The organism is Halomonas stenophila (assembly GCF_014192275.1).
GTDB lineage: Bacteria > Pseudomonadota > Gammaproteobacteria > Pseudomonadales > Halomonadaceae > Halomonas > Halomonas stenophila.
Genome location: NZ_JACHXR010000002.1, coordinates 344,443 through 367,004, shown reverse-complemented (window position 1 = coordinate 367,004; position 22,562 = coordinate 344,443). Strand labels below are relative to the sequence as shown.

The 22,562-nt window shown below is 67.4% G+C and carries 18 protein-coding genes and 8 tRNA genes; 13 read left to right on the top strand and 13 right to left on the bottom strand.

The window, feature by feature from the left end; all coding sequences use genetic code 11:
- Nucleotides 1-25: 25 nt before the first annotated feature.
- Complete coding sequence (rnr, locus tag FHR97_RS05645) at nt 26-2,428, bottom strand: ribonuclease R (RefSeq protein ID WP_183382785.1); 2,403 nt, start codon at nt 2,426-2,428, stop codon at nt 26-28.
- Between the two features lie 234 nt (nt 2,429-2,662).
- Here rnr and FHR97_RS05640 point away from each other — a divergent pair.
- The 3 genes from FHR97_RS05640 to FHR97_RS05630 all read left to right on the top strand — a co-directional run bounded on the left by FHR97_RS05640 (nt 2,663) and on the right by FHR97_RS05630 (nt 3,018).
- A tRNA-Leu gene (locus tag FHR97_RS05640) sits at nt 2,663-2,749 on the top strand.
- A 50-nt stretch (nt 2,750-2,799) separates the two neighbouring features.
- A tRNA-Leu gene (locus FHR97_RS05635) sits at nt 2,800-2,886 on the top strand.
- Between the two features lie 45 nt (nt 2,887-2,931).
- A tRNA-Leu gene (locus FHR97_RS05630) sits at nt 2,932-3,018 on the top strand.
- 122 nt (nt 3,019-3,140) lie between these two features.
- On the opposite strand, the gene FHR97_RS05625 is transcribed toward FHR97_RS05630, so the two are convergent.
- Nucleotides 3,141-4,010: a DNA/RNA non-specific endonuclease gene (locus tag FHR97_RS05625; protein WP_246403792.1), complete on the bottom strand. Its 870-nt coding sequence runs from the start codon at nt 4,008-4,010 to the stop codon at nt 3,141-3,143.
- 26 nt (nt 4,011-4,036) lie between these two features.
- Nucleotides 4,037-4,312, bottom strand: a complete 276-nt coding sequence (locus tag FHR97_RS05620) for an Lrp/AsnC family transcriptional regulator (protein WP_183382784.1) — start codon at nt 4,310-4,312, stop codon at nt 4,037-4,039.
- Nucleotides 4,313-4,591: 279 nt separating this feature from the next.
- Between FHR97_RS05620 and FHR97_RS05615 the strand changes: the two genes are divergently transcribed.
- Nucleotides 4,592-4,906: a high-potential iron-sulfur protein gene (locus tag FHR97_RS05615; RefSeq protein WP_183382783.1), complete on the top strand. Its 315-nt coding sequence runs from the start codon at nt 4,592-4,594 to the stop codon at nt 4,904-4,906.
- Nucleotides 4,907-4,971: 65 nt separating this feature from the next.
- On the opposite strand, the gene FHR97_RS05610 is transcribed toward FHR97_RS05615, so the two are convergent.
- From FHR97_RS05610 to FHR97_RS05565, 10 genes are all read right to left on the bottom strand, one after another.
- The gene (locus FHR97_RS05610; RefSeq protein ID WP_183382782.1) at nt 4,972-6,531 is read right to left on the bottom strand and encodes a SpoVR family protein; all 1,560 of its coding nucleotides are present in this window, start codon (nt 6,529-6,531) and stop codon (nt 4,972-4,974) included.
- 19 nt (nt 6,532-6,550) lie between these two features.
- The gene (locus FHR97_RS05605; protein ID WP_183382781.1) at nt 6,551-7,831 is read right to left on the bottom strand and encodes a YeaH/YhbH family protein; all 1,281 of its coding nucleotides are present in this window, start codon (nt 7,829-7,831) and stop codon (nt 6,551-6,553) included.
- Nucleotides 7,832-7,950: 119 nt separating this feature from the next.
- Entirely contained in the window at nt 7,951-9,873 is a 1,923-nt protein-coding gene (locus FHR97_RS05600) for a PrkA family serine protein kinase (RefSeq protein WP_183382780.1), read from the bottom strand.
- A gap of 203 nt (nt 9,874-10,076) precedes the next feature.
- Nucleotides 10,077-12,089, bottom strand: coding sequence for an NADPH-dependent 2,4-dienoyl-CoA reductase (locus tag FHR97_RS05595; RefSeq protein ID WP_183382779.1), 2,013 nt, complete (start codon nt 12,087-12,089; stop codon nt 10,077-10,079).
- A 162-nt stretch (nt 12,090-12,251) separates the two neighbouring features.
- Nucleotides 12,252-12,328: transfer RNA gene (locus FHR97_RS05590), tRNA-Asp, on the bottom strand.
- A gap of 3 nt (nt 12,329-12,331) precedes the next feature.
- Nucleotides 12,332-12,408: transfer RNA gene (locus tag FHR97_RS05585), tRNA-Val, on the bottom strand.
- Nucleotides 12,409-12,440: 32 nt separating this feature from the next.
- Nucleotides 12,441-12,517: transfer RNA gene (locus tag FHR97_RS05580), tRNA-Asp, on the bottom strand.
- Nucleotides 12,518-12,542: 25 nt separating this feature from the next.
- Nucleotides 12,543-12,619: transfer RNA gene (locus FHR97_RS05575), tRNA-Asp, on the bottom strand.
- A 39-nt stretch (nt 12,620-12,658) separates the two neighbouring features.
- Nucleotides 12,659-12,734: transfer RNA gene (locus FHR97_RS05570), tRNA-Val, on the bottom strand.
- A 117-nt stretch (nt 12,735-12,851) separates the two neighbouring features.
- Nucleotides 12,852-13,574: an alpha/beta family hydrolase gene (locus FHR97_RS05565; protein ID WP_343065556.1), complete on the bottom strand. Its 723-nt coding sequence runs from the start codon at nt 13,572-13,574 to the stop codon at nt 12,852-12,854.
- A gap of 164 nt (nt 13,575-13,738) precedes the next feature.
- Between FHR97_RS05565 and ccoN the strand changes: the two genes are divergently transcribed.
- The 9 genes from ccoN (at nt 13,739) to FHR97_RS05520 (ending at nt 22,488) form a co-directional block, all read left to right on the top strand.
- Nucleotides 13,739-15,163 carry a cytochrome-c oxidase, cbb3-type subunit I gene (gene ccoN / locus FHR97_RS05560; protein WP_183382777.1) on the top strand — a complete coding sequence of 475 codons (1,425 nt, stop codon included), beginning with the start codon at nt 13,739-13,741 and terminating at the stop codon, nt 15,161-15,163.
- A gap of 22 nt (nt 15,164-15,185) precedes the next feature.
- Nucleotides 15,186-15,794 (top strand): cytochrome-c oxidase, cbb3-type subunit II, encoded by a 609-nt coding sequence (gene ccoO, locus FHR97_RS05555; protein WP_183382776.1) that lies wholly within the window; start codon nt 15,186-15,188, stop codon nt 15,792-15,794.
- A gap of 2 nt (nt 15,795-15,796) precedes the next feature.
- On the top strand, nt 15,797-16,009 hold the full coding sequence (locus FHR97_RS05550) for a cbb3-type cytochrome oxidase subunit 3 (protein WP_183382775.1): 213 nt from the start codon (nt 15,797-15,799) through the stop codon (nt 16,007-16,009).
- Nucleotides 16,006-16,935 (top strand): cytochrome-c oxidase, cbb3-type subunit III, encoded by a 930-nt coding sequence (ccoP, locus tag FHR97_RS05545; RefSeq protein WP_183382774.1) that lies wholly within the window; start codon nt 16,006-16,008, stop codon nt 16,933-16,935. The genes FHR97_RS05550 and ccoP overlap by 4 nt, the downstream gene beginning before the upstream one ends.
- Nucleotides 16,936-17,067: 132 nt before the next feature.
- Nucleotides 17,068-18,501: a cytochrome c oxidase accessory protein CcoG gene (ccoG, locus tag FHR97_RS05540; protein WP_183382773.1), complete on the top strand. Its 1,434-nt coding sequence runs from the start codon at nt 17,068-17,070 to the stop codon at nt 18,499-18,501.
- Nucleotides 18,501-19,007 carry a FixH family protein gene (locus FHR97_RS05535; RefSeq protein WP_183382772.1) on the top strand — a complete coding sequence of 169 codons (507 nt, stop codon included), beginning with the start codon at nt 18,501-18,503 and terminating at the stop codon, nt 19,005-19,007. The genes ccoG and FHR97_RS05535 overlap by 1 nt, the downstream gene beginning before the upstream one ends.
- Nucleotides 19,008-19,016: 9 nt before the next feature.
- Nucleotides 19,017-21,476, top strand: coding sequence for a heavy metal translocating P-type ATPase (locus FHR97_RS05530; protein ID WP_183382771.1), 2,460 nt, complete (start codon nt 19,017-19,019; stop codon nt 21,474-21,476).
- Nucleotides 21,473-21,712 carry a cbb3-type cytochrome oxidase assembly protein CcoS gene (gene ccoS / locus FHR97_RS05525; RefSeq protein ID WP_183382770.1) on the top strand — a complete coding sequence of 80 codons (240 nt, stop codon included), beginning with the start codon at nt 21,473-21,475 and terminating at the stop codon, nt 21,710-21,712. The genes FHR97_RS05530 and ccoS overlap by 4 nt, the downstream gene beginning before the upstream one ends.
- Nucleotides 21,712-22,488 carry a sulfite exporter TauE/SafE family protein gene (locus tag FHR97_RS05520; protein WP_183382769.1) on the top strand — a complete coding sequence of 259 codons (777 nt, stop codon included), beginning with the start codon at nt 21,712-21,714 and terminating at the stop codon, nt 22,486-22,488. Before ccoS ends, FHR97_RS05520 begins: the two co-directional genes overlap by 1 nt.
- Nucleotides 22,489-22,562: the final 74 nt, after the last annotated feature.

Below are 22,562 nucleotides of genomic sequence, written 5' to 3'. Positions count from 1 at the left end.
GAAGGAGAAAGGGATGGCGCGGGGATCAGCGGCGACGCGGCCCCCGACGACGGCGCTTCTTGCCGCCGTCGTCGTCCCCGCCGGCCTTGCCGCGGGCTCCGGCCTTGGCCGCCTTGGCCGCCTCGGGCTTGCCGGCGGCCCCGCCCTGGCCGCCGCGACGCTTGCGCGGCGCCCGGCGCGGCCGGGGCTTGTCGTCGGCCAGCTCGAAGTCGATCTTGCGGTCGTCGAGATCGACCCGCGCCACCTGGACGCTGACCCCGTCGCCGAGGCGGTAGCTCATGCCGCTGCGCTCGCCCTTGAGACGATGCTTCTCCGGCTCGTAGTGGTAATAATCGGAGGGCAGCGAGGTGACGTGCACCAGGCCTTCCACGTAGACCTCGTCGAGGCGCACGAAGATGCCGAACTGGGTCACCGAGGCGATGGTGCCCTCATAGACCTCGCCCAGCTTGTCGGACATGAACTCGCACTTCAGCCAACCCTCGACGTCCCGGGTGGCGTCGTCGGCACGCCGCTCGGTCATGGAGCAGTGCTCGCCGAGCTCGAGCATCTGCTCGAAGGTGTAGGGACACCACTTGCTCGGCGGCTCCACCGAGGCGCCGTCGGCGCGCAGCACGGTGTTGGTCTGGCGTGGCCCGCGGATCACCGAGCGGATGGCCCGGTGGACGATCAGGTCCGGGTAACGGCGAATCGGCGAGGTGAAGTGGGCATAGGCCGGGTAGGCCAGGCCGAAGTGGCCCTCGTTCTGGGGCGAGTACACGGCCTGGCTCATGGAGCGCAGCATCACCGTCTGGATGATGTCGCTGTCGTCGCGCTCCTTGATGGCCTCGGCCAGGTCACGGTAGTCCTGGGGGGTCGGCTCGTCGCCGCCGCCCAGCGACAGGCCCAGCTCGTTGAGGAACAGGCGCAGCTTGTCGAGACGTTCCGGCGAGGGGCGCTCGTGGATCCGGTAGAGGGCCGGCAGGTCGTGCTTGTCGAGGAAGCGGGCGGTGGCGACGTTGGCCGCCAGCATGCACTCCTCGATGATCTTGTGGGCGTCGTTGCGCGAGCGCGGGACGATCTGCTCGATCTTGCGCTCCTCGTTGAAGAGGATCGCCGTCTCGGTGGTCTCGAAGTCGATGGCCCCACGCTCCACCCGAGCCTCGCGCAGCAGGCGGTAGAGGGCATGAAGGTTCTTCAGCGAGGGCACCAGCTCGCGGTGCTCCTCGCGCAGGGCCTCGCCCTGCTCGCCGTCGTCGTCGAGGATGGTGGCGACCTTGTTGTAGGTCAGCCGCGCGTGGGAACGGAACACCCCCTCATAGAAGCGGTAGCGGCTGATGGCACCGGTCTTGGAGATGTTCATCTCGCAGACCAGCGCCAGGCGGTCCACCTCAGGATTCAGCGAGCAGAGGCCGTTGGACAGCAGCTCCGGCAACATGGGCACCACCTGCCCCGGGAAGTACACCGAGTTGCCCCGGGTGATGGCTTCCTGGTCCAGCGGGCTGCCCGGCCGCACGTAGTGGGAGACGTCGGCGATGGCCACCAGCAGCTTCCAGCTGCCGGACTTGGTCTTCCAGGCGCAGACGGCATCGTCGAAGTCCTTGGCGGACTCGTCGTCGATGGTCACCAGGGGCACGTCGCGCAGGTCGATCCGGCTCTGCTTGTCGCCCTCGGCCACCTCGGCGGACATGCCGGCGATCTGATCGTGGACCTCCGGCGGGAATTCGGCGGGGATCTCGTAGCTGCGGATGGCGATGTCGATCTCCATCCCGGGATCCATGCGTTCGCCGAGCACCTCGGCGACCTCGCCCACCGGCTGCACCCGGGTCTCGGGCTGCTGGGTGATCGTCGCCGAGATCACCTGCCCGTCCCGGGCCCCACCGTTGACCTTGTGGGGAATGATGACTTCCTGGGCGATGCGCGGGTTCTCGGGAATCAGCACGCCGAACTCGGGAGTGTTCTCCCGATAGACGCCGACGATGGTCTGGGTGTTGCGGGCCAGGATCTCGACGATGGTGGCCTCGTCGCGACCGCGGCGATCACGGCCGCTGACGCGCACCAGCACGTGGTCGCCGTGGAAGACCCGCCGCATCTGCCGCGGCGGCAGTACCAGGTCGGGTTTCTTGCCATCATCGCGCAACAGGAAGCCGAAGCCGTCCCGGTGGCCGAGCACCCGTCCCTTGATCAGGTCGAGCTTGTCGATCAGCGCATAGGCGCCACGGCGGTTGCGCAGCACCTGGCCGTCCCGTTCCATGGCGGCCAGCCGGCGACGGACCGCCTCCTGCAGGTCCTCGTCCTCGAGCCCCAGCAGCTGGCTCATCGCCTCGTGGGTGATCGGCTTGCCATGCTCTTCCAGGCGGGCCAGCAGGTATTCGCGACTGGGGGCAGGCTTGTCGTACTTGTGGGCCTCGCGGCTGGCGTGCGTATCGTCGCTGAGCGTCCAGTGATTCATGCAGAGAGCATCCTTGGCAGGGTCGGGGACGGCATGAGGGGGGTGGCGCGCAGGCGCCGCGGGCATGAGATGATGCGGTCGGGGTATCGTGTCATGGCGGCAGTATAGCGCCGCCATGGGCATCACCCAACCATGCGAGGGCACCCACTTCCTCGCCGACGGCAAAAAAATTCGCACCCGCCCCCACGGGAGGCCTTGCATCCGCGCCAGGATTCGGTAACATACGCGCCACTTGCCCAGATGGCGGAATTGGTAGACGCGCTAGCTTCAGGTGCTAGTGTCCTTACGGACGTGGAGGTTCAAGTCCTCTTCTGGGCACCAACGATACCTCGGTATCACCGCTCTTTATCAGCTCGAAATCGCTCGTGTTCGCCCAGGTGGCGGAATTGGTAGACGCGCTAGCTTCAGGTGCTAGTGTCCTTACGGACGTGGAGGTTCAAGTCCTCTCCTGGGCACCATCATCGCTCACGCGATGGCCCGCGACACGACGATATGCATGACGCGCCCAGGTGGCGGAATTGGTAGACGCGCTAGCTTCAGGTGCTAGTGTCCTTACGGACGTGGAGGTTCAAGTCCTCTCCTGGGCACCATTCCGCGTTATGCAGAGTCCTCTCCTACATCGTTACCGCTTCACATCACAGGCCGCACCGAGTTGCGGTTCTTTTGCGTGCGTCTTCGCCGGAAAGGCCCCTCAAGAGCCGGAAACCGGCTGTCAGTCGAAGCGACCCGGCAGGCGCGCCACGGCCTCGAGCCCCCAGCCGTCGGTTTCGACCCGCCCCTCCAGGACATCGGCCGCCGCCGCGGGCAGGTGCGGGAAGAAATCCAGTCCGGTCAGCGCCTCGATACGGTCGATGCTGACCACGAAACGATCCAGGGGCTCGTCGCCGCTCACCGCCTGCGGCATGACGAAGGCCAGCGCACGCGGCCGAGCCCCGGGAACCACCAGGATCTTGTAGAAGGCCACGGGCACCTCGACGAGCCCCACCCGGTGCAGGGCGCCCTGCTGGAAGCGCGACGCGAACACCGGACCGGCGATGACCTGCAGGGCCCCGACACGCGGCACGAAACGATCGATCACCACTTCCTCGAGGCGCTGCCAGAGGCGCCGATTGAGGGATGGGCGCTGGGGCACCATGTTGCTCATCAGGAAGGTGTCGCGCTGGGCGCCACGGCCATGCACGGCGGCGATGGCATAGTTGGGGGCCAGGTGGCCGCGGTCGTAGCCGCTGCCCAGGTAGCTGTCCGGGGTGACCGGCCAGAGGGTGCGCCAGTCGCGGCGAAAGCCGGGACGCTCGCCGATGCGGGCATCCCCGACGGCGGCCAGGCGGTAGCTGACCCACAGCGGGCTGACCCGCACGTCCGACCAGCCCACCAGGTAGCCGTCGTTGCGCAGCACCCGATGCAGGCTCAAGGGCGTCAGCCGCTGCCAGTCGGGCACGCCCATCCAACTGAGACCGTCACGGACCTCGCGCTCCTCGGCATACCACAGGCCGCTGCCCACCGCGGCGAAGAGCACGGCGATGGCGGCCCGACGCATCAGGGGGCGCAGCCGGGACACGGCGGAACGACGACGAGGCGGCATGACCGGGGCGAAACGCGCCGGCGAGCTTACCAGCCCAGCGAGAACATGGTCTCGAGGTCGTGGCGGGAGTGCACCTGCATGGCGTTGAGGGTCTCGGTCTCGCGAATGCCCTCCACCTCGTTGAGGCGCCCGGTGACCAGCTCGGCCAGGCTCTCGAAGTCCCGGGTGCGGGCGATGGCCACCAGGTCATAGCGGCCACAGGTGGAGAACACCTCGCTGATGCCTTCGACATCGGCCAGGCGTTCGGCCACGGCCTTGACCTGGCCCTTTTCGGCATTGATCAGGATCACGGCGTTCTGCATCGGGCACTCTCCGTCTGAAAGGGGCTCTCTCCACGACGGCCAGGGGCCGCCTCTGCCGCGAGTATATCAGCGACGCCGGCCCGGAAGAATCGCCGCCGCCACACGCGACGGGTTGCCGCAGCATTCGCCAGCGCCCGGCCGAGTGACTACCATGAAGCGAACGAACTCCGCGGGCACGACCCTGTCGGATCCAGAGGTGGGCTCACCACCCGACCAGAAGAACGGCCGGACCACCGGCCAGCACGACCAGACCAAGACTGATGATGACAAGGAGAGACCATGGCCAATCACAGCCGTCGTGATTTCATGCGCCACAGCCTGCTGGGCCTCGCCGCCCTGCCCCTGGGTGCGGGCATCCTGTCCAGGTCCGCCTTCGCCCAGGAACTGCCGCCCCTGGACCCGAACAGCGAGCAGGCCAAGGCCCTGAACTACGTGGAGAACGCCAGCGAGGCCAGCGACCACCCGGCCTATGCGGAAGGCGAACACTGCGCCAACTGCATGTTCTACAACGCCGACAACCAGGGCTGCCAGCTGTTCCCGCAGAACAGCGTGGCCCCCGAGGGCTGGTGCCAGTCCTGGACCGCCCAGGCCTGATCCCCTCCCCAGACGCATGAGACCCGCACCTGTCGGTGCGGGTCTCGCCGTTTCGCCACGGCCTGTCACTCCGCCGATGCATCCTCCTCGGGCAGCGGCCAGTGATAACGGCGCACGACTTCCTCGCCCTCGATCGACTCGAGCTTCACCGGGAAGCCCCACAGCTGGTGCAGGTGACGCATCACCGGGTAGACGCTGCGCGCCAGGGGGCGACGGCTGTCCTGGACATGGCGCAGGGTCAGGGAGCGGTCGCCACGGATGTCCGCCGAGTAGATCTGGATGTTGGGTTCGCGCACCGACAGCGCGTACTGGGTGGCCAGCGCCTCACGGATGCGTCGATAGCCGCGCTCGTCGTGGATCGCCGTCACCTCGAGCATCTCGTCCTGATCGTCGTCGATCACCATGAACAGCTTGAGGTCACGGATCACCTTGGGTGACAGGAACTGCTGGACGAAGGATTCGTCCTTGAAGTTGCGCATGGCGAAGTGCAGCGTTTCCAGCCAATCGCTGCCCGCGCTATCCGGGAACCACTTGCGGTCCTCCTCGGTGGGCGACTCGCAGATGCGCCGGATGTCGGTGAACATGGCGAAGCCCAGGGCATAGGGATTGATGCCGTTGTAATGCGGGCTATCGAAGGGCGGCTGCTGGACCACGGAGGTATGGGACTGCAGGAACTCCAGCATCAAGCCCTCGTCGACCAGCCCCTCGTCGAACAGGCGATTCATCAGGGTGTAATGCCAGAAGGTCGCCCAGCCCTCGTTCATCACCTGGGTCTGGCGCTGGGGATAGAAGTATTGGGCGAGCTTGCGCACGATGCGCACCACCTCGCGCTGCCAGGGCGCCAGCAGCGGCGCATTCTTCTCGATGAAGTACAGCAGGTTCTCCTGGGGCTCCGGGGGATAGCGGCCGCCGGCATGCAGGCCCAGGGGGTCCTCCCCCTCCCCGGCGACCGTCTCCAGCTCCCCGTCGACCGGGGCCCGCTCGGGAATGGTCCGCCACAGGGTGTTCACCTGAGCCTGGAGATAGGCCTCGCGTTCCTTCTGGCGACGCGCCTCCTCCTCGGCGGAGATCGGCGAGGGCCGCTTGTAGCGATCGACCCCGTAGTTCTGCAGCGCATGGCAGGCATCCAGCAACTGCTCCACGGCGGTGACCCCATGGCGCTCCTCGCACTCGGCGATGTAGCGCCGGGCGAACAGCAGGTAGTCGACGATGGAGCTGGCGTCGGTCCAGGTTCGGAACAGGTAGTTGCCCTTGAAGAAGGAGTTATGGCCATAGCAGGCGTGGGCCATCACCAGCACCTGCATCATCAGGGTGTTCTCCTCCATCAGGTAGGCGATGCAGGGATCGGAGTTGATGACCAGCTCGTAGGCCAGCCCCATCTGCCCGCGCCGGTAGGCCTGCTCCACGGCCAGGAACTGCTTGCCGAAGGACCAGTGGTGGTACCCCACCGGCATGCCCACGCTGGCATAGGCGTCCATCATCTGCTCGGTGGTGATGATCTCGATCTGGTTGGGATAGGTATCCAGGCGATACTCATCGGCCAGCCGCGCGATCTCGTCCTCGAACTCGTGAAGGATCTCGAAGTTCCAGTCGGAACCGGTGGCGATGGGCTTGCGATCGGTCATGGTGCCTCCTTGACGCCACTCACTGGGTACTGCGACGCCGGAACAGCTCGCGGAACACCGGATAGATGTCGCCGGCCTCGACGATCTGGCGCATGGCGAAGCGCTCGGGATACTCGGCCTCCACCCGCTCGTACTCCTCCCACAGCGCCTGGTGGGCGTGGGGCGTGATCTCCACGTAGGTGAAGTACTGCAGACGCGGCATCAGCGACTTCGCCAGCAGGTCACGACAGGTCAGGGAGTCGTCGTCCCAGTTGTCCCCGTCGGAGGCCTGGGCCACGTAGAGATTCCACTGGGTGGGGGGATAGCGCGCCTCGATGATCTCGTCGACCAGGGACAGGGCGCTGGAGACGATGGTGCCGCCGGTTTCCCGGGAGTAGAAGAATTCCTCCTCGTCGACCTCCTTGGCGGCGGTGTGATGGCGCACGAAGACCAGCTCGACCTTCTCGTAGTTGCGCTCGAGGAAGAGGTAGAGCAGCAGGAAGAAGCGCTTGGCGATGTCCTTGTGGGCCTGGGTCATGGAACCGGAGACGTCCATGACGCAGAACATCACCGCCTTGCTGGAGGGCTGGGGCTGGTCGACCAGGTTGTTGTAGCGCAGGTCGTAGGTGTCGAGGAAGGGAACCGCCTCCAGGCGCTTCTCGAGGCGTTCGATCTCGGCCTTGAGCTCCTCGATGCGCGAGGGATTGCGCAGCACCGGATCCTTGCGCTCCTCGGCCTCCAGCGCCTGCTCGGCCTCGCGCAGGGCGCGACGGATGGGGCCACGCATGGCGATGCGCCGGGCATGGGCCTCGCGCATGGAACGCACGATGTTGATGCGTGCCGGCACCCCTTCGCGGGTGAAGCCCGCCCGCACCGGGCGCACCTCGTCCAGGTCCACGAGGTTCTTGCGCTCCAGGTGCGGCAGCTCCAGGCCATCGAAGACGAAGTCCAGGAACTCCTCCCGGGAGAGGGTGAAGGCGAACTCGTCCATGCCCTCGCCCTGGTTGGAGGCACCGCCCTCCCCGGCGCCGCCGCCGCCGCCACCACCGGGCCGGCGCAGTCGGTCGCCCTCGACGAACTCCTTGTTGCCGGGCGCGATGATGGTGCGCTTGCCGCCCGGGCCGTGCTGGAACACCGGCTCGGAGATGTCCCGGGTGGGAATCGACACCTTCTCGCCGCGCTCCATATCGGTGATGGAGCGCCGATTGACCGCCTCCTCGACGGAGCGCTTGATATGGGTGCGGTAGCGATCGAGGAAGCGCTGGCGGTTGACCGCGCTCTTGCGCTTGGCATTGGCACGACGGTCGATGAAATAGGTCATGCGGACCTCCTCTTGGCGCTGGTCGCGGCGAGGAGGAGCGGCCAATATCGCCGCCCTTCCCGCCCGTAGCCCGTAGCCCGTAGCCCGTAGCCCGTAGCCCGTAGCCCGTAGCCATCAGGCTACTGCGACTTGCGCACCCTCAGATACCACTCGGAGAGCAGGCGCACCTGCTTCTCGGTGTAGCCGCGGTCGACCATGCGGGCCACGAAGTCCTCGTGCTTCTTCTGATCCGCCGTCGAGGCCTTGGCGTTGAACGAGATCACCGGCAGCAGCTCTTCGGTGTTGGCGAACATCTTGTGCTCGATCACGCCGCGCAGCTTCTCGTAGGACTGCCAGCTGGGGTTCATGCCGTTGTTCTGGGCCCGGGCCCTCAGCACGAAGTTGACCACCTCGTGACGGAAGTCCTTGGGGTTGGAGATGCCGGCCGGCTTCTCGATCTTTTCCAGCTCCTCGTTGAGGGACTGGCGGTCGAACAGCTCGCCGGTCTCCGGGTCCCGGTACTCCTGGTCCTGGATCCAGAAGTCGGCATAGGTGACGTAGCGGTCGAAGATGTTCTGACCGTACTCGGAGTAGGACTCCAGGTAGGCCGTCTGGATCTCCTTGCCGATGAAGTCCACGTAGCGAGGCGCCAGGAACTCCTTGATGAAGCGCAGGTAGCGCTCGAAGGCCTCCTTGGGCAGCTGCTCCTGCTCGAGACGCTGCTCGAGCACGTACAGCAGGTGCACCGGGTTGGCCGCCACCTCGACATTGTCGAAGTTGAACACCTTGGCGAGGATCTTGAAGGCGAAGCGGGTGGAGAGCCCGTTCATGCCCTCGTCGACCCCGGCGGCGTCGCGATACTCCTGGATCGACTTGGCCTTGGGATCGGTGTCCTTGAGGTTCTCGCCGTCATAGACGCGCATCTTGGAATAGATGCTGGAGTTCTCCGGCTCCTTGAGCCGGGAAAGGACCGAGAACTGCGCCAGCATGCGCAGGGTATCCGGCGCGCAGGGTGCTTCGGCCAGCGAGGAATGCTCGAGGAGCTTCTTGTAGATGTTGATCTCCTCGGTCACCCGCAGGCAGTAGGGCACCTTGACAATATAGACCCGATCGAGGAAGGCCTCGTTGTTACGGTTGTTGCGGAAGGTCTGCCACTCACTCTCGTTGGAGTGCGCCAGGACGATGCCGTCGAAGGGGATCGCCCCCATGCCCTCGGTGGGGTTGTAGTTGCCTTCCTGGGTGGCGGTGAGCAGGGGATGCAGCACCTTGATCGGCGCCTTGAACATCTCGACAAACTCCATCAGGCCCTGGTTGGCCTTGCACAGGCCGCCGGAGAAGCTGTAGGCGTCCGGGTCGTCCTGGGAGTAGAGTTCCAGTTGGCGGATGTCCACCTTGCCGACCAGCGAGGAGATGTCCTGATTGTTCTCGTCGCCGGGCTCCGTCTTGGAGACGGCGATCTGGTTGAGCCGTGACGGGTAGAGACGCACCACCCGGAACTGGGTGATGTCGCCGCCGAACTCCTTGAGCCGCTTGGCGGCCCAGGGCGACATCACGCTCTTCAGGCAGCGCTGGGGAATGCCGTATTCCTTCTCGAGCAATTCGCCGTCGTCTTCCGGCGAGAACAGCCCCAGCGGGGACTCCTGCACCGGCGAGCCCTTGATGGCGTAGAAAGGAATGTGCTCCATCAGCAGCTTCAGGCGCTCGGCCAGGGACGACTTGCCCCCGCCCACCGGCCCCAGCAGGTAGAGGATCTGCTTCTTCTCCTCGAGACCCTGGGCGGCATGACGGAAGTAGGCGACGATCTGCTCGATCGCCTCCTCCATGCCGTAGAACTCCGAGAAGGCCGGATAGCGCCGGATGACCTTGTTGGAGAAGATCCGCGACAGGCGCGAATCCTTGGCCGTGTCGATGACATCGGGCTCGCCGATGGCCTCCAGCATGCGCTCGGCCGAACTGGCGTAAACCGAGGGGTCCTCACGGCAGAGTTCCAGATACTCCTGCAGGCTCAACTCCTCCTGCTGGATACGTTCATAACGGTTCTGCACATGATCGAAGATGCTCATGGATGCCTCCTTAAAGCCCGGAGCTCCGGCCTGACGGACCAGCCTGCCAGCCGGGATCGGTAGCTTCAGCGTAGTCAGCACAATCGGATCACGGGGTTCCACGCCTTCAACGCATAGCGCTACTACTTCCTATGAACCCCGAAGGCGGGAAGTGTTTCGTTGAAACCTGTACAGATTTTCACGCCCCCCGGCGAGACGCCCCCCTACAGGGCGGCCGCCAGCCGGGTGCCCTGATCGATCGCCCGCTTGGCATCCAGTTCTGCGGGCTCCAGGGCGCCGCCGATGAGGTGCACCGATACGCCGGCCTCACGCAGCGGTTCCAGCCAGTCGCGGACCGATTCCTGGCCGGCACAGACCACCACCGAGTCGACCCTGAGCAGGCGCGGCACGCCGTCGAGACGGATATGCAGCCCCGCGTCGTCGATGCCGACGTACTCGCAGCCCGCCAGGGCCTCCACGCCGCGATGACGCAGTGAGGCGCGATGCACCCAGCCCGTGGAGGTGCCGAGCCCCTTGCCGGGCTTGGAGGTCTTGCGCTGCAGCAGGGTGACCCGGCGCGGCACCGGCGGACGCTGCGGCTCGCGCAGCCCGCCCGGCGAGCTCACGGTGAGATCCACGCCCCATTCATCGCACCAGGCCTCGGTGTCGAGGGCCGGGTGGCCCGCATGGGTCAACAGCTCCGCCACGTCGAAGCCGATGCCGCCGGCGCCGATGATGGCCACGCGGGCGCCGATCCGCTCGGGATGCATGATGGCCATCGGATAGGAGAGCACCTTGGGGTGATCGATGCCCGGCAGGTCGAGCCGTCGGGGCCGCACCCCGGTGGCCAGGATCACCTCGTCGAAGGCCTGGAGATCATGGAGGCTGGGCTCCACTCCCAGGCGCACGCTCACGCCATGCTTGTCTAGCATCACCCGGTAGTAGCGCAGGGTCTCGTCGAACTCCTCCTTGCCGGGAATCCGCCGGGCATAGTTGAACTGCCCGCCGAGCATCGACTGGCGCTCGAACAGGGTGACGGCATGCCCCCGCCCCCCGGCCGTGACCGCCGCGGCGAGCCCCGCCGGCCCGCCCCCGACCACGGCGATGGCCCGCGGCTCGGCGGCCGGCGCGATGATCAGCTCGGTCTCGTGACAGGCCTGAGGATTGACCAGGCAGGAGGCCAGCTTACCCTGGAAGGTGTGATCCAGGCAGGCCTGGTTGCAGGCGATGCAGGTATTGATCTCGGCCTCGCGGCCTTCCCGGGCCTTGGCGATCCAGGCCGGATCGGCGAGGAAGGGACGGGCCATGGAGACCATGTCGGCATGCCCCTCGGCGAGCACCCGCTCCGCCACCTTGGGCATGTTGATGCGATTGGTGGTGATCAGCGGCAGCTTGAGCTCGGCCTTCATGCGCCGGGTCACCTCGCTGAAGGCCGCCCGCGGCACGCTGGTGACGATGGTCGGGACCCGAGCCTCGTGCCAGCCGATGCCGGTATTGATGACATCCGCGCCGGCGGCCTCGATGGCGCGCCCCAGGGCCACCACCTCGTCGTGGGTGCTGCCCTCCTCCACCAGGTCGATCATCGACAGGCGGAAGATGATCAGGAAGTCCGGGCCCAGCGCCTCGCGGATGCGCCGCACGATCGCCACCGGGAAGCGGATGCGGTTGTCGAAGGTGCCGCCCCAGGCATCCTGGCGATGGTTGGTGCGCCGACAGACGAACTGGTTGATCAGGTAGCCCTCGGAGCCCATCACCTCGACGCCGTCGTAGTCGGCCTCTCGCGCCAGGGAGGCGCAGCGGACATAGTCGTCGATCTGCCCCTCGACCTCCGTGTCGCTGAGCGCGTGGGGCTCATGGGGGTTGATCGGCGCACGGATCGGCGAGGGGGCGACCAGCGCCGGGGAGTAGGCATAGCGGCCGGCATGCAGGATCTGCAGGCAGATCCGGCCGCCCTCGTCGTGCACGGCAGCGGTGATCCGGCGATGATCGTCCACCTGCTCGGCACGCTCCAGGGTCGCCGCCCCCTCGAAGACCGCCCCTTCCGGATTGGGCGCGACCCCCCCCGTGACGATCAGCCCGACCCCTTGCCGGGCACGCGCGGCGTAGAAGGCGGCCAGGCGCGCGAAGCCCTCCGGCGCCTCCTCGAGGTTGGTGTGCATCGAGCCCATCAACACGCGATTGGGCAGGGTCAGGCGCCCCAGCTCGAGGGGGCGAAACAGGTGGGGAAAGGCGTTCACGATCTGAATCCTCGCTGTCGGGCGACCAGAATTCGAACAACTGTATGATAGCTAGCCGACATGCGCAAAGGGCGAGTACCCCCTCGTCGAGGATAGCCGATGGGGCCCAACGCGAAAAAGCCCCGAGTCCTGGGACTCGGGGCTTTCGAATTCGTTTGCAGATGGCGGACCGGACGGGACTCGAACCCGCGACCTCCGGCGTGACAGGCCGGCATTCTAACCAACTGAACTACCGGTCCGCGTGGTGGGCGATACTGGACTCGAACCAGTGACCCCCAGCATGTGAGGCTGGTGCTCTAACCAACTGAGCTAATCGCCCACGCGTTACTGCATAGATTGTGTGCGTCATCGTGGCGGACCGGACGGGACTCGAACCCGCGACCTCCGGCGTGACAGGCCGGCATTCTAACCAACTGAACTACCGGTCCGCAAGATGATGCGGCGCAAAAACGTTGGCGGACCGGACGGGACTCGAACCCGCGACCTCCGGCGTGACAGGCCGGCATTCTAACCAACTGAACTACCGGTCCGCAGCGTCTCTGCAACATGATCGGGCATTGCCTGGGCAATGGTGGGTGGTACAGGGATCGAACCTGTGACCCCCAGCTTGTAAGGCTGGTGCTCTCCCGGCTGAGCTAACCACCCCCGGTCACGTGGCGCTGCATTCTACAGGGACCGCGGTCATTGTCAACGCGTTTTTTCGCCCGGGGCCCCTTCGTCCGGGCCGGGGAATCCGCAAGGCTTTCATCCACTTGGGCCCGCTCAGCGGTGGCGGGACATGAAGGCGGCGATGCGTTGCGCGCCCTCGCGCAACAAGCCGGCCTGATCGCGCCCCGAGCCGCGGCGGGGTTTCCAGTCGTGATCGCCGTCCTCGAGCCAGTGCACCTCGGCACAGGCCGGCAGGGCATAGCCGGCCACCTCCGTGCGGGTACCGAAGGGGTCGCGACTGCCCTGCACCACCAGGGTCGGACAGGCCAGGGAGGACCAATGGTCGAGCCGCAGGGACTCGGGGCGGCGCGGGGGATGGAAGGGATAGCCGCAGAGCACCAGACCCGCGGCACCCTCGCGGGCCGCCAGCAGGCTGGCCACCCGGCCGCCCATCGACTTGCCGCCGAGCCAGAGGGGCGAGGGAGAAAACTGCGACATGCGGTCGCACCAGCGAGCCAGTTCCTCGACCAGCCGCTCGACCCGGGGCGGGGGGCGCCGCCGCCCCGCCTCACGCATGCCGCGCAGGTAGTCGAACTCGATCGCCAGCGTCTGCACGCCGGCATCGGCCAACTCCCGACGCAGCGTCACGAGGAAGGCACTGTCCTGCCCGGCCCCGGCGCCATGGGTCAACAGCAGTCGCCCCGCGCGACCATCGCCCTGGACATCCAGGGCCCCCAGGCCATCGATGGCCCAGCGACCCTGGCGGCCATCCCGCAGGGATTCCCCCGGGCTTTCGGGATCGATGCGGGGCAGAGAACAGCAAGAAATATTTGACACTCGGCGGCTCCTTTCGTTCACGATTCCATCCATTCGCTTGTTCAGCTTGACGCAGGCCTGCGCTAGAATCCGGGGTGGTTATTGACCTGCATCATCCTGCGGGCGGTCGACTCGGGGCAGAATGCCGCGGGCTACCCCCAAACCGCGTTCGATGGGAACCTGACATGAGCACAGCACTTGAACACCCGACCTACAATTACAAGGTAGTTCGGCAGTTCGCGATCATGACAGTGGTGTGGGGCATCGTGGGCATGTCCCTCGGTGTCACGATCGCCGCACAGCTGGTATGGCCGGAACTCAACCTGGGACTGCCGTGGACGAGCTTCGGTCGCCTGCGCCCCCTTCATACCAACACCGTGATCTTCGCCTTCGGCGGATCGGCGCTGTTCGCCACCTCCTACTACGTGGTGCAGCGTACCTGCCAGACACGCCTGTTCTCGGACAAGCTCTCCGCCTTCACCTTCTGGGGCTATCAGGCGGTGATCGCGGCCGCCGTGGTGACCCTGCCGCTGGGCTACACCGAGGTCAAGGAATACGCCGAGCTCGAATGGCCGATCGATATCCTGCTGGCCGTGGTGTGGATCGGCTATGCCATCGTCTTCCTGATGACCATCAAGCTGCGCAGGACCTCCCACATCTATGTGGCCAACTGGTTCTTCGCCGCCTTCATCCTCACCGTGGCGGTGCTGCATATCGTCAACAGTGCGGCCATTCCCGTCTCCGCCCTGTACTCCATCTCGATCTACTCCGGTGCGATCGATGCCATGACCCAATGGTGGTATGGCCACAACGCGGTGGGCTTCTTCCTGACCGCCGGCTTTTTGGGGATGATGTACTACTTCGTGCCCAAGCAGGCCGAGCGCCCGGTCTATTCCTATCGCCTGTCCATCGTCCATTTCTGGGCGCTGATCATGGTCTACATGTGGGCCGGCCCCCACCACCTGCACTACACCGCCCTGCCCAACTGGGCTCAGTCGCTGGGCATGATCATGTCGATCATCCTGCTGGCGCCGTCCTGGGGCGGCATGATCAACGGCATGATGACCCTCTCCGGCGCCTGGCATAAGCTGCGCACCGACCCGACCCTGCGCTTTCTGGTGGTGGCCCTGTCCTTCTACGGCATGTCGACCTTCGAGGGGCCGATGATGGCGGTCAAGACGGTCAATGCCCTCTCCCACTACACCGACTGGACCATCGGCCATGTCCATGCCGGTGCCCTGGGCTGGGTGGCGATGATCACCACCGGCTCCCTGTATCACCTGATCCCGCGCCTGTTCGGCCGCACCGAGATGTACTCCGTGGGCCTGATCGCCGTGCACTTCTGGCTGGCCACCATCGGCACCGTGCTCTACATCGCCGCGATGTGGGTCAACGGCATCCTGCAGGGCCTGATGTGGCGCGCCGTCAACCCCGACGGCACCCTGATGTACACCTTCGTCGAGTCCGTGGAAGCCAGCGGCCCGGGCTATGTGGTGCGGATGATCGGCGGCCTGTGCTGGGTGACCGGCATGCTGATCATGGCCTTCAACGTCTTCATGACCGTGCGTCATCAAGAAGGCCTCCGCCAGCCGCTTCCGCAGTCCGCCTGAGCCAACAGGGAACGAAACGCCAATGAGACACGAGATTGTCGAAAAGAACGTCGGCCTGCTCTCCGTACTGGTGCTGGTGGTGATCAGCTTCGGCGGCCTCGCCGAGGTCGTGCCGCTGTTCTTCCAGAAGCAGACGACCGAACCCGTCGAGGGACTGAAGCCGCTCTCCGCCCTGGAGCTGGCCGGCCGCGGCATCTATCGCCGGGAAGGCTGCGTCGGCTGCCACTCGCAGATGATCCGTCCCTTCCGCGCCGAGACCGAGCGCTACGGCCACTACAGCGTGGCCGGCGAGTCGGTCTACGAGCACAACTTCCTGTGGGGCTCCAAGCGCACCGGCCCCGACCTGGCCCGGGTGGGGGGTCGCTACAGCGACGACTGGCATCGCGCGCACATGTACAACCCCCGTGACGTGGTACCGGAATCGGTGATGCCGGCCTATCCGTGGCTGTTCGAGAACACCCTCGACGGCGAGCATATCGCCGACAAGATGCGCGCGCTGCGCGCCCTCGGGGTGCCCTATACCGACGAGCAGATCGCCGGTGCCGGGCAAGAGGTGCGCGGCGAGCGTGAGATCACCGCCCTGGTGGCCTATCTGCAGCAGCTCGGCACCGTGCTCAAGGACACGCGCTGATCATGGATATCGGGACCGTCCGCGGCATCATCACCGGCCTGCTGATCATCGCCTTCGTGGGGCTCGTCTGGTGGGCCTACTCGAAGCGCCGCAAGCCGGACTTCGACGAAGCGGCCAACCTGCCCTTCGCCGACGAGGATGAGCAGCCGAACCGTGACACGCATGCCTCCCGTGAGGCCGATTCCCGAGACGACAAGGGAGACAGGAACACATGAACAATCTTTGGGGTGACTCCCTTTCCGGCTTCTGGAGTACCTGGATCATCGTCATCACGTTGGGCACCATCGCCATCAGCGCCTGGATGCTCTTCGCCAACCGCAAGACCGACAAGACCCCGGATGCCGAAGGCAACGTGGAGACCACCGGTCATGCGGCCGACGAGATCGAGGAATACGACAACCCGCTGCCGCGCTGGTGGTTCCAGCTCTACGTGTGCACCGTGATCTTCGCGCTGGGCTACCTGGTGCTCTATCCCGGCCTCGGCAACTATGCCGGCGTGCTGGGCTGGACCCAGGAAGGCCAGTGGGAGCAGGAGGTGGCCCAGGCCGAGGAGCGCTACGCGCCGATCTTCGAGCAGTACCAGCAGGTGCCCGTCCCGGAGCTGGCCCAGGACGGCGAGGCGATGCAGGTGGCCGAGCGGATCTTCCTCAACAACTGCGCGATCTGCCACGGCTCCAACGCCCAGGGCGGCTACGGCTTCCCCAACCTCACCGATGACGCCTGGCTGTACGGCGGCGCGCCGGAGAACATCGTCCAGACCATCACCAACGGGCGTAACGGCCTGATGCCCTCCTGGCAGCAGCTCGGCGAGGAGAACATCGCCAACCTGACCCAGCACGTCCTGTCGCTGTCCGGCCAGGCCGAGGATGCCGAGCGGGCCGAGCAGGGCGCGGCGGTCTTCGCCTCCGTCTGTGCCGCCTGCCACTCACCCGACGGCACCGGCAACCAGGCCCTGGGCGCACCCAACCTGACCGACGACGCCTGGCTCTATCGCCAGCCCGGCCAGCCCCTCGACGAGGCCATCCGCCAGACCCTGCGCAACGGCCGCAACGGTCACATGCCGGCCCAGGCCGCCTATATCGGCGAGGACAAGGTCCACCTCGTGGCCGCCTATGTCTACAGCCTGAGCCACCAGGAGTAGGCTCGTCCCGCGGGGCCGAGAAAGGGTGTGGCCAGGGGCCACACCCTTTCTCATTGCACGGCCTTCTCGATACAATCGAGACCAGGATCCGGGATCCCGGACCCTGCCTTCCTTGCCTGCCGTGAGCCTGCCATGAGCGAGAAGATCCCCACCCGTGATGTCACCCCGGAGCCCGTGCAGCATCACGAGCCCCAGGGCACCGTCACCCAGGAGATGTACGCCAGCCGGCGCCATATCTATGTACGCGAGATCAAGGGCGTGTTCCAGCGGCTCCGCCGCAGCACCAACTGGGCCCTGATGCTGGCCTTCTTCCTGATCCCCTGGCTGCCGTGGGGCGATCGTCCGGCGGTGTGGTTCGACCTGCCCGGGCGGGAGTTTCATATCTTCGGCGCGACCTTCTACCCGCAGGAGTTCATGCTGCTGTCCTGGCTCTTGATCATCTGCGCCTTCGGCCTGTTCTTCATCACGGTGTTCGCCGGCCGGGTGTGGTGCGGCTATACCTGCCCACAGAGCGTCTGGACCTTCCTGTTCATCTGGGTCGAGCATCGCGTCGAGGGCCCCCGCAACCGCCGCATCAAGCTCGACAAGCAGGCGATGAACGCCGACAAGGCCCGGCGCAAGACCGCCAAGCATGCCGTCTGGCTGGTCATCGCCATCGCCACCGGGGTGACCTTCGTCGGCTACTTCACGCCGATCCGCGAGCTGGTGGTGGCGCTGCCCACCCTCGAGGCCCACGGCTGGTCCTACTTCTGGGTGGGCTTCTTCACCGTCTTCACCTACCTCAACGCCGGCTGGCTGCGCGAGCAGGTGTGCATCTACATGTGCCCCTATGCGCGCTTCCAGGGGGTGATGTTCGACCGCGACACCCTGATCGTCTCCTACGACGCCGCCCGCGGCGAGCCCCGCGGCCCGCGCAAGAGGCGCCTCAGCCACGAACAGGCGCGGGCGGCCGGACACGGCGACTGCATCGACTGCGACCTCTGCGTGCAGGTCTGCCCCACCGGCATCGACATCCGCGAGGGCCTGCAGTACGAGTGCATCTCCTGCGCGGCCTGCATCGACGCCTGCGACAGCGTCATGGACAAGATGGGCTACCCCCGAGGGCTCATCCGCTATACCACCGAGAACGCCCTGGAAGGCAAGCCGACGCATATCCTGCGCCTGCGGCTGCTCGGCTACCTGGCGGCCCTGCTGGTGATGATCGGGCTGTTCGCCTGGGCCGTGGCCGACCGCACGGCGGTGGGCTTCGATGTGGAACGCGACCGCAGCCAGCTGTTCCGGGTGACCCAGGACGGCGAGATCAGCAACGTCTACACCCTGATCGTGCGCAACCTCGACCAGGAGGACCACGTCTATCGCCTGGAGGCCTCCGGGCTGCCCGGCCTGCGCCTGGACACCGAGCGGGTCAGTGTGCCCGCCGGCGAGTCCCGCCAGCTGGTGGTCGAGGCCACGGTTCCGCGTGAGGCCATCGACCGGCCGAGCCACGATATCCTGCTGCGCCTCGAGGCCACCGACGCCGACATCGGCCTCGAGCGCGACAGCCGCTTCATAGGAGAGAGCCGCTGATGGCCGCGGAACACGATATTCCCCCCTGGTACAAGCAGTTCTGGCCGTGGTTCCTGATCGGCCTGCTGGCATCGTCGGTGACCTTCAGCCTGGTCTACCTGGCGCTGTCGATTCATTACTTCGACGGCACCGTGGCCCAGGACTATTACAAGGAGGGGCTGGCGATCAACGAGCAGATCGCCAAGCAGGAGCATGCCCAGCGACTCGGCCTGGCGGCGACGCTGCGGGCCGACCCGCGCACCGGCGACATCGTCGTCGACCTGGCGGGCGAGCGACGCCCCGAGCGGCTGACGCTCAAGCTGATCTTCCCCACCGAGAGCGCCCGCGACCGCACCCTGACCCTCGAGCATGTCCACGACGGCCGCTACGTGACCATGGTCGACGAGCCCCTGCGCTACCGCTGGTACCTGCACCTGCAGCCCCCGGGCGAGGCAGCCGAATGGCGCCTGACCGGCGAGGCGCACTTCCCCAGCGAGGACGAGATCGCCCTGGTTCCGGGGATCTGACGCGCCACCATGACCGCGACGACCCTGACGCCCCCGGCCGAGGCCACCGACTGCTACCACTGTGGCAGCCGGGTACCCGCCGACGCCCCCTGGTCGATCACCCTGGACGACAGCGCCCACCCGCTGTGCTGTCCCGGCTGCGAGGCCGTGGCCCATGCCATCGTCGACGGCGGCCTGGCCAGCTACTACCGCTTCCGTACCGAATTGCCGGAACGCCCGGACGACCGCCAGGCGACCCGCGCCGAGACCTGGGCGGTGTTCGATGACCCCGGCCTGCAGGCCCGCTTCGTGCACCCCGAGGCCGAGGGGGACGGGGTCCACGCCACCCTGGCGGTGGACGGCATCACCTGTGCGGCCTGCGCCTGGCTGATCGAGCATCGCCTGAATGCCCTGGCGGGCGTCTCGGCCAGCGCCGTCAACCTCTTCCACCATCGGGTGCGGGTCAGCTGGGACCCGGCACGCCTCGCCTTCTCGCGGATCCTCGCCGAGATGGCGGCGATCGGCTATCAGGCCCAGCCCTACGAGCCCGACGCCGCCCAGGGCCGGCTGCAACGCGAGGAGCGCATGAACGTGCGCCGGCTGATCGTCGCCGCGGTGGGGATGATGCAGGTGCTGATGTTCTCCATCCCCCTCTACGTGGCGGGCCAGGACGGGATCAGCGCCGACTTCGATGCCCTCTTCCACTGGCTGGCCTTCGCCCTGACCACCCCGGTGGTGCTGTTCTCCGCCCAGCCGTTCTTCGCGGGGGCGCTCCGCGACCTGCGCACCGGCACCCTGGGCATGGACGTCCCGGTGTCGCTGGCCATCGGCTCCGCCTACCTGGCCAGCGCCTGGGCGGTGCTCGCCGGCCACGGCGAGGTCTACTTCGATTCGGTGGCCATGTTCACCTTCTTCCTGCTCTTCGGCCGCTATGTCGAGAGCCGGGCCCGGCGGCGCAGCGGGCGCAGCGGTAACGCCCTGGCCGACGCCCTGCCGCTGTCGGCCATCCGCCTCACCGAGGACGGCGAGGAGCGCATCCTGCCGGCCAGCGAACTGATCCGCGACGACCGTATCCTGGTCAAGCCCGGTCACGGCGTGCCCGCCGACGGCGTGATCGAGAGCGGCACCTCAAGCCTCGACGAGTCGATGCTCACCGGCGAGACCCTGCCGGTGACCCGCGGGGTCGGCGATACCGCCACCGGCGGCAGCCAGAACATCGAGAGTCCGCTGACGGTCCGCGTGACCCGGGCCGGCCGCGACGCCCGGGTGGCGAGCCTGATGGACCTCACCGACCGGGCCTTCGCCAGTCGCCCGCGGCTCGCCCGGAGGACCGCTCGCCTGGCCCACCACTTCGTGGTACAGGTGCTGCTGATCGCCCTGGCGGTGGCCGTGACCTGGTGGTTCATCGAGCCCGCCCGAGCCTTCTGGGTCACCCTGTCGGTGCTGGTGGTGACCTGCCCCTGTGCCCTGGCGCTGGCCACGCCGACGGCGCTGACCGCCGGCCATGGCCGGCTGCACCGCCGCGGCGTGCTGATCACCCGGGCCGACGCCCTCGAGGCGCTCTCCGGGCTCGACCGCGTGGTGTTCGACAAGACCGGCACCCTGACCGTCGGCGAGCCAAGCCTGGAGCGGGTGCTCCCGCTGGACGGCGGGGACCCGGAAAGCCTGGCCGCCCTGGCCGCGGCGCTGGAGGCCCACTCCGAGCATCCCATCGCCCGGGCCTTCCGGCCCCACCGGCGCGGCGGGCGGGTCGCCGAGGACGTGCTCAGCCGGCCCGGCCAGGGCCTCGAGGGACGGGTCGCCGGCCGCCGCTGGCGGCTCGGCAGGCCCGACTTCGCCGCCCCCGACACCGCGCCGACGCCACCCGACGCTGGCCAGTGGCTGCTGCTCGCCGAGGAGGGGCGACCGCGCGCCTGGTTCGCCCTGCGCGACCGGGTCCGCGAGGACGCCGCCGAGGCCGTGGCCGCGCTCCAGGCCCGGGGATTGGCGGTGGAGCTGCTCTCCGGGGACACCGAGGCAGCCACGGCCGCCATGGCCGAACGCCTGGGCATCGCCACCTGGCGGGCCGCGGCCGGCCCGGAGGCCAAGCTGGCCCATCTTCAGGCCCTGCAGGCCCGGGGCGAGCGGGTCGCCATGGTCGGTGACGGCATCAACGACGTGCCGGTGCTGGCCGGTGCCGACGTCGCCTTCGCCATGAACGGCGCCACCGACCTGGCGCGCACCCGGGCGGATGCCGTCTTGCTGGGACCGCGCTTGATGCGTATCGTCGAGGCCGTCGAGATCGGCCGCGCCACGCACCGCATCATCCGCCAGAACCTGGGCTGGGCGCTGGTCTACAACCTGGCCGCCCTGCCGCTGGCCGCCATGGGCCTGGTGCCCCCCTGGCTCGCCGCCCTGGGCATGTCGGCGAGTTCCCTGGTGGTGGTGGGCAACGCCCTGCGCCTGGCCCGGACCAGGCACGCCTCCGCCCCGAGCCCGGTGAACGCATGAGTATCCTCTACCTGTTGATCCCGCTGTCGCTGATCCTGCTCGGCCTGGCCGTGTGGGCCTTCTTCTGGGCGGTCCAGCATGATCAGTTCGACGACCTGGAGGGGCCCGCCCACCGCATCCTCTTCGACGACGACGACAACGACCTGGCCCCGGAGGAGCGCGAGCGACGCCGGGATACCTCCGGTGGCGGTGCCTCGCGGCCCCCCACCCGCGACGGGACGTCAGGCCGCGACTGATGGATCCCACCGGACTCGACCTGCCCCCCCTGGCCGCGGCCTTCGTCTTCGGCCTGCTCGGCGGCGCCCACTGCATCGGCATGTGCGGCGGCATCATGAGCGCCCTGACCTTCGCCGTGCCGCCCAGCATGCGCCATCCCGCGCGTCTCGGCGGCCTGCTGCTGGGCTACAACCTGGGACGCATCGCCAGCTACATGGCCGCCGGCGCCCTGGTGGCCGGCCTCGGCACCCTGATCGGCGTGGCGCCCGGCGCCCGCCTGGCGCTCCAGGTCCTCGCCGCGGTGATGCTGATCCTGATGGCGCTCTACATCGCCGACTGGTGGAAGGGGCTACTCAAGGTCGAAGCGGTCGGCAGGCGCCTGTGGCGCCACCTGGAACCGCTCGGGCGGCACCTGATGCCGGTGGTGAAGCTGCCCCAGGCGATGGCCCTGGGCGCGGTCTGGGGCTGGCTGCCCTGCGGGCTGGTCTACTCGATGCTGGCCTGGAGCCTGGCCATGGCCGAGCCGCTGCGCGGCGCAGCCCTGATGGGGGCCTTCGGCCTCGGCACCCTGCCGGCCCTGCTGGCCACCGGTCTCGCCGCCCGCCAGCTCGGCAGCCTGATCCGCCACCCCGCCACCCGCACCCTCGCCGCCGTGGCGATCATCGGCTTCGCCCTCTGGCAACTGTGGGGCCTGAAGCCCGGCGGCATGGATCATGACACGGCGCACGCCGGCTGGGTGCAAGACGGGGCGCCCGCCGGCATGGAACAGGACGGGGCTCACGCCAGCCATCAATGACGCCGCGCTTGATCCAGCGCAACGCCGGCCTTTCCCGGGGGCACTAGCATGACGGCATCAGCCTCCGGGAATCG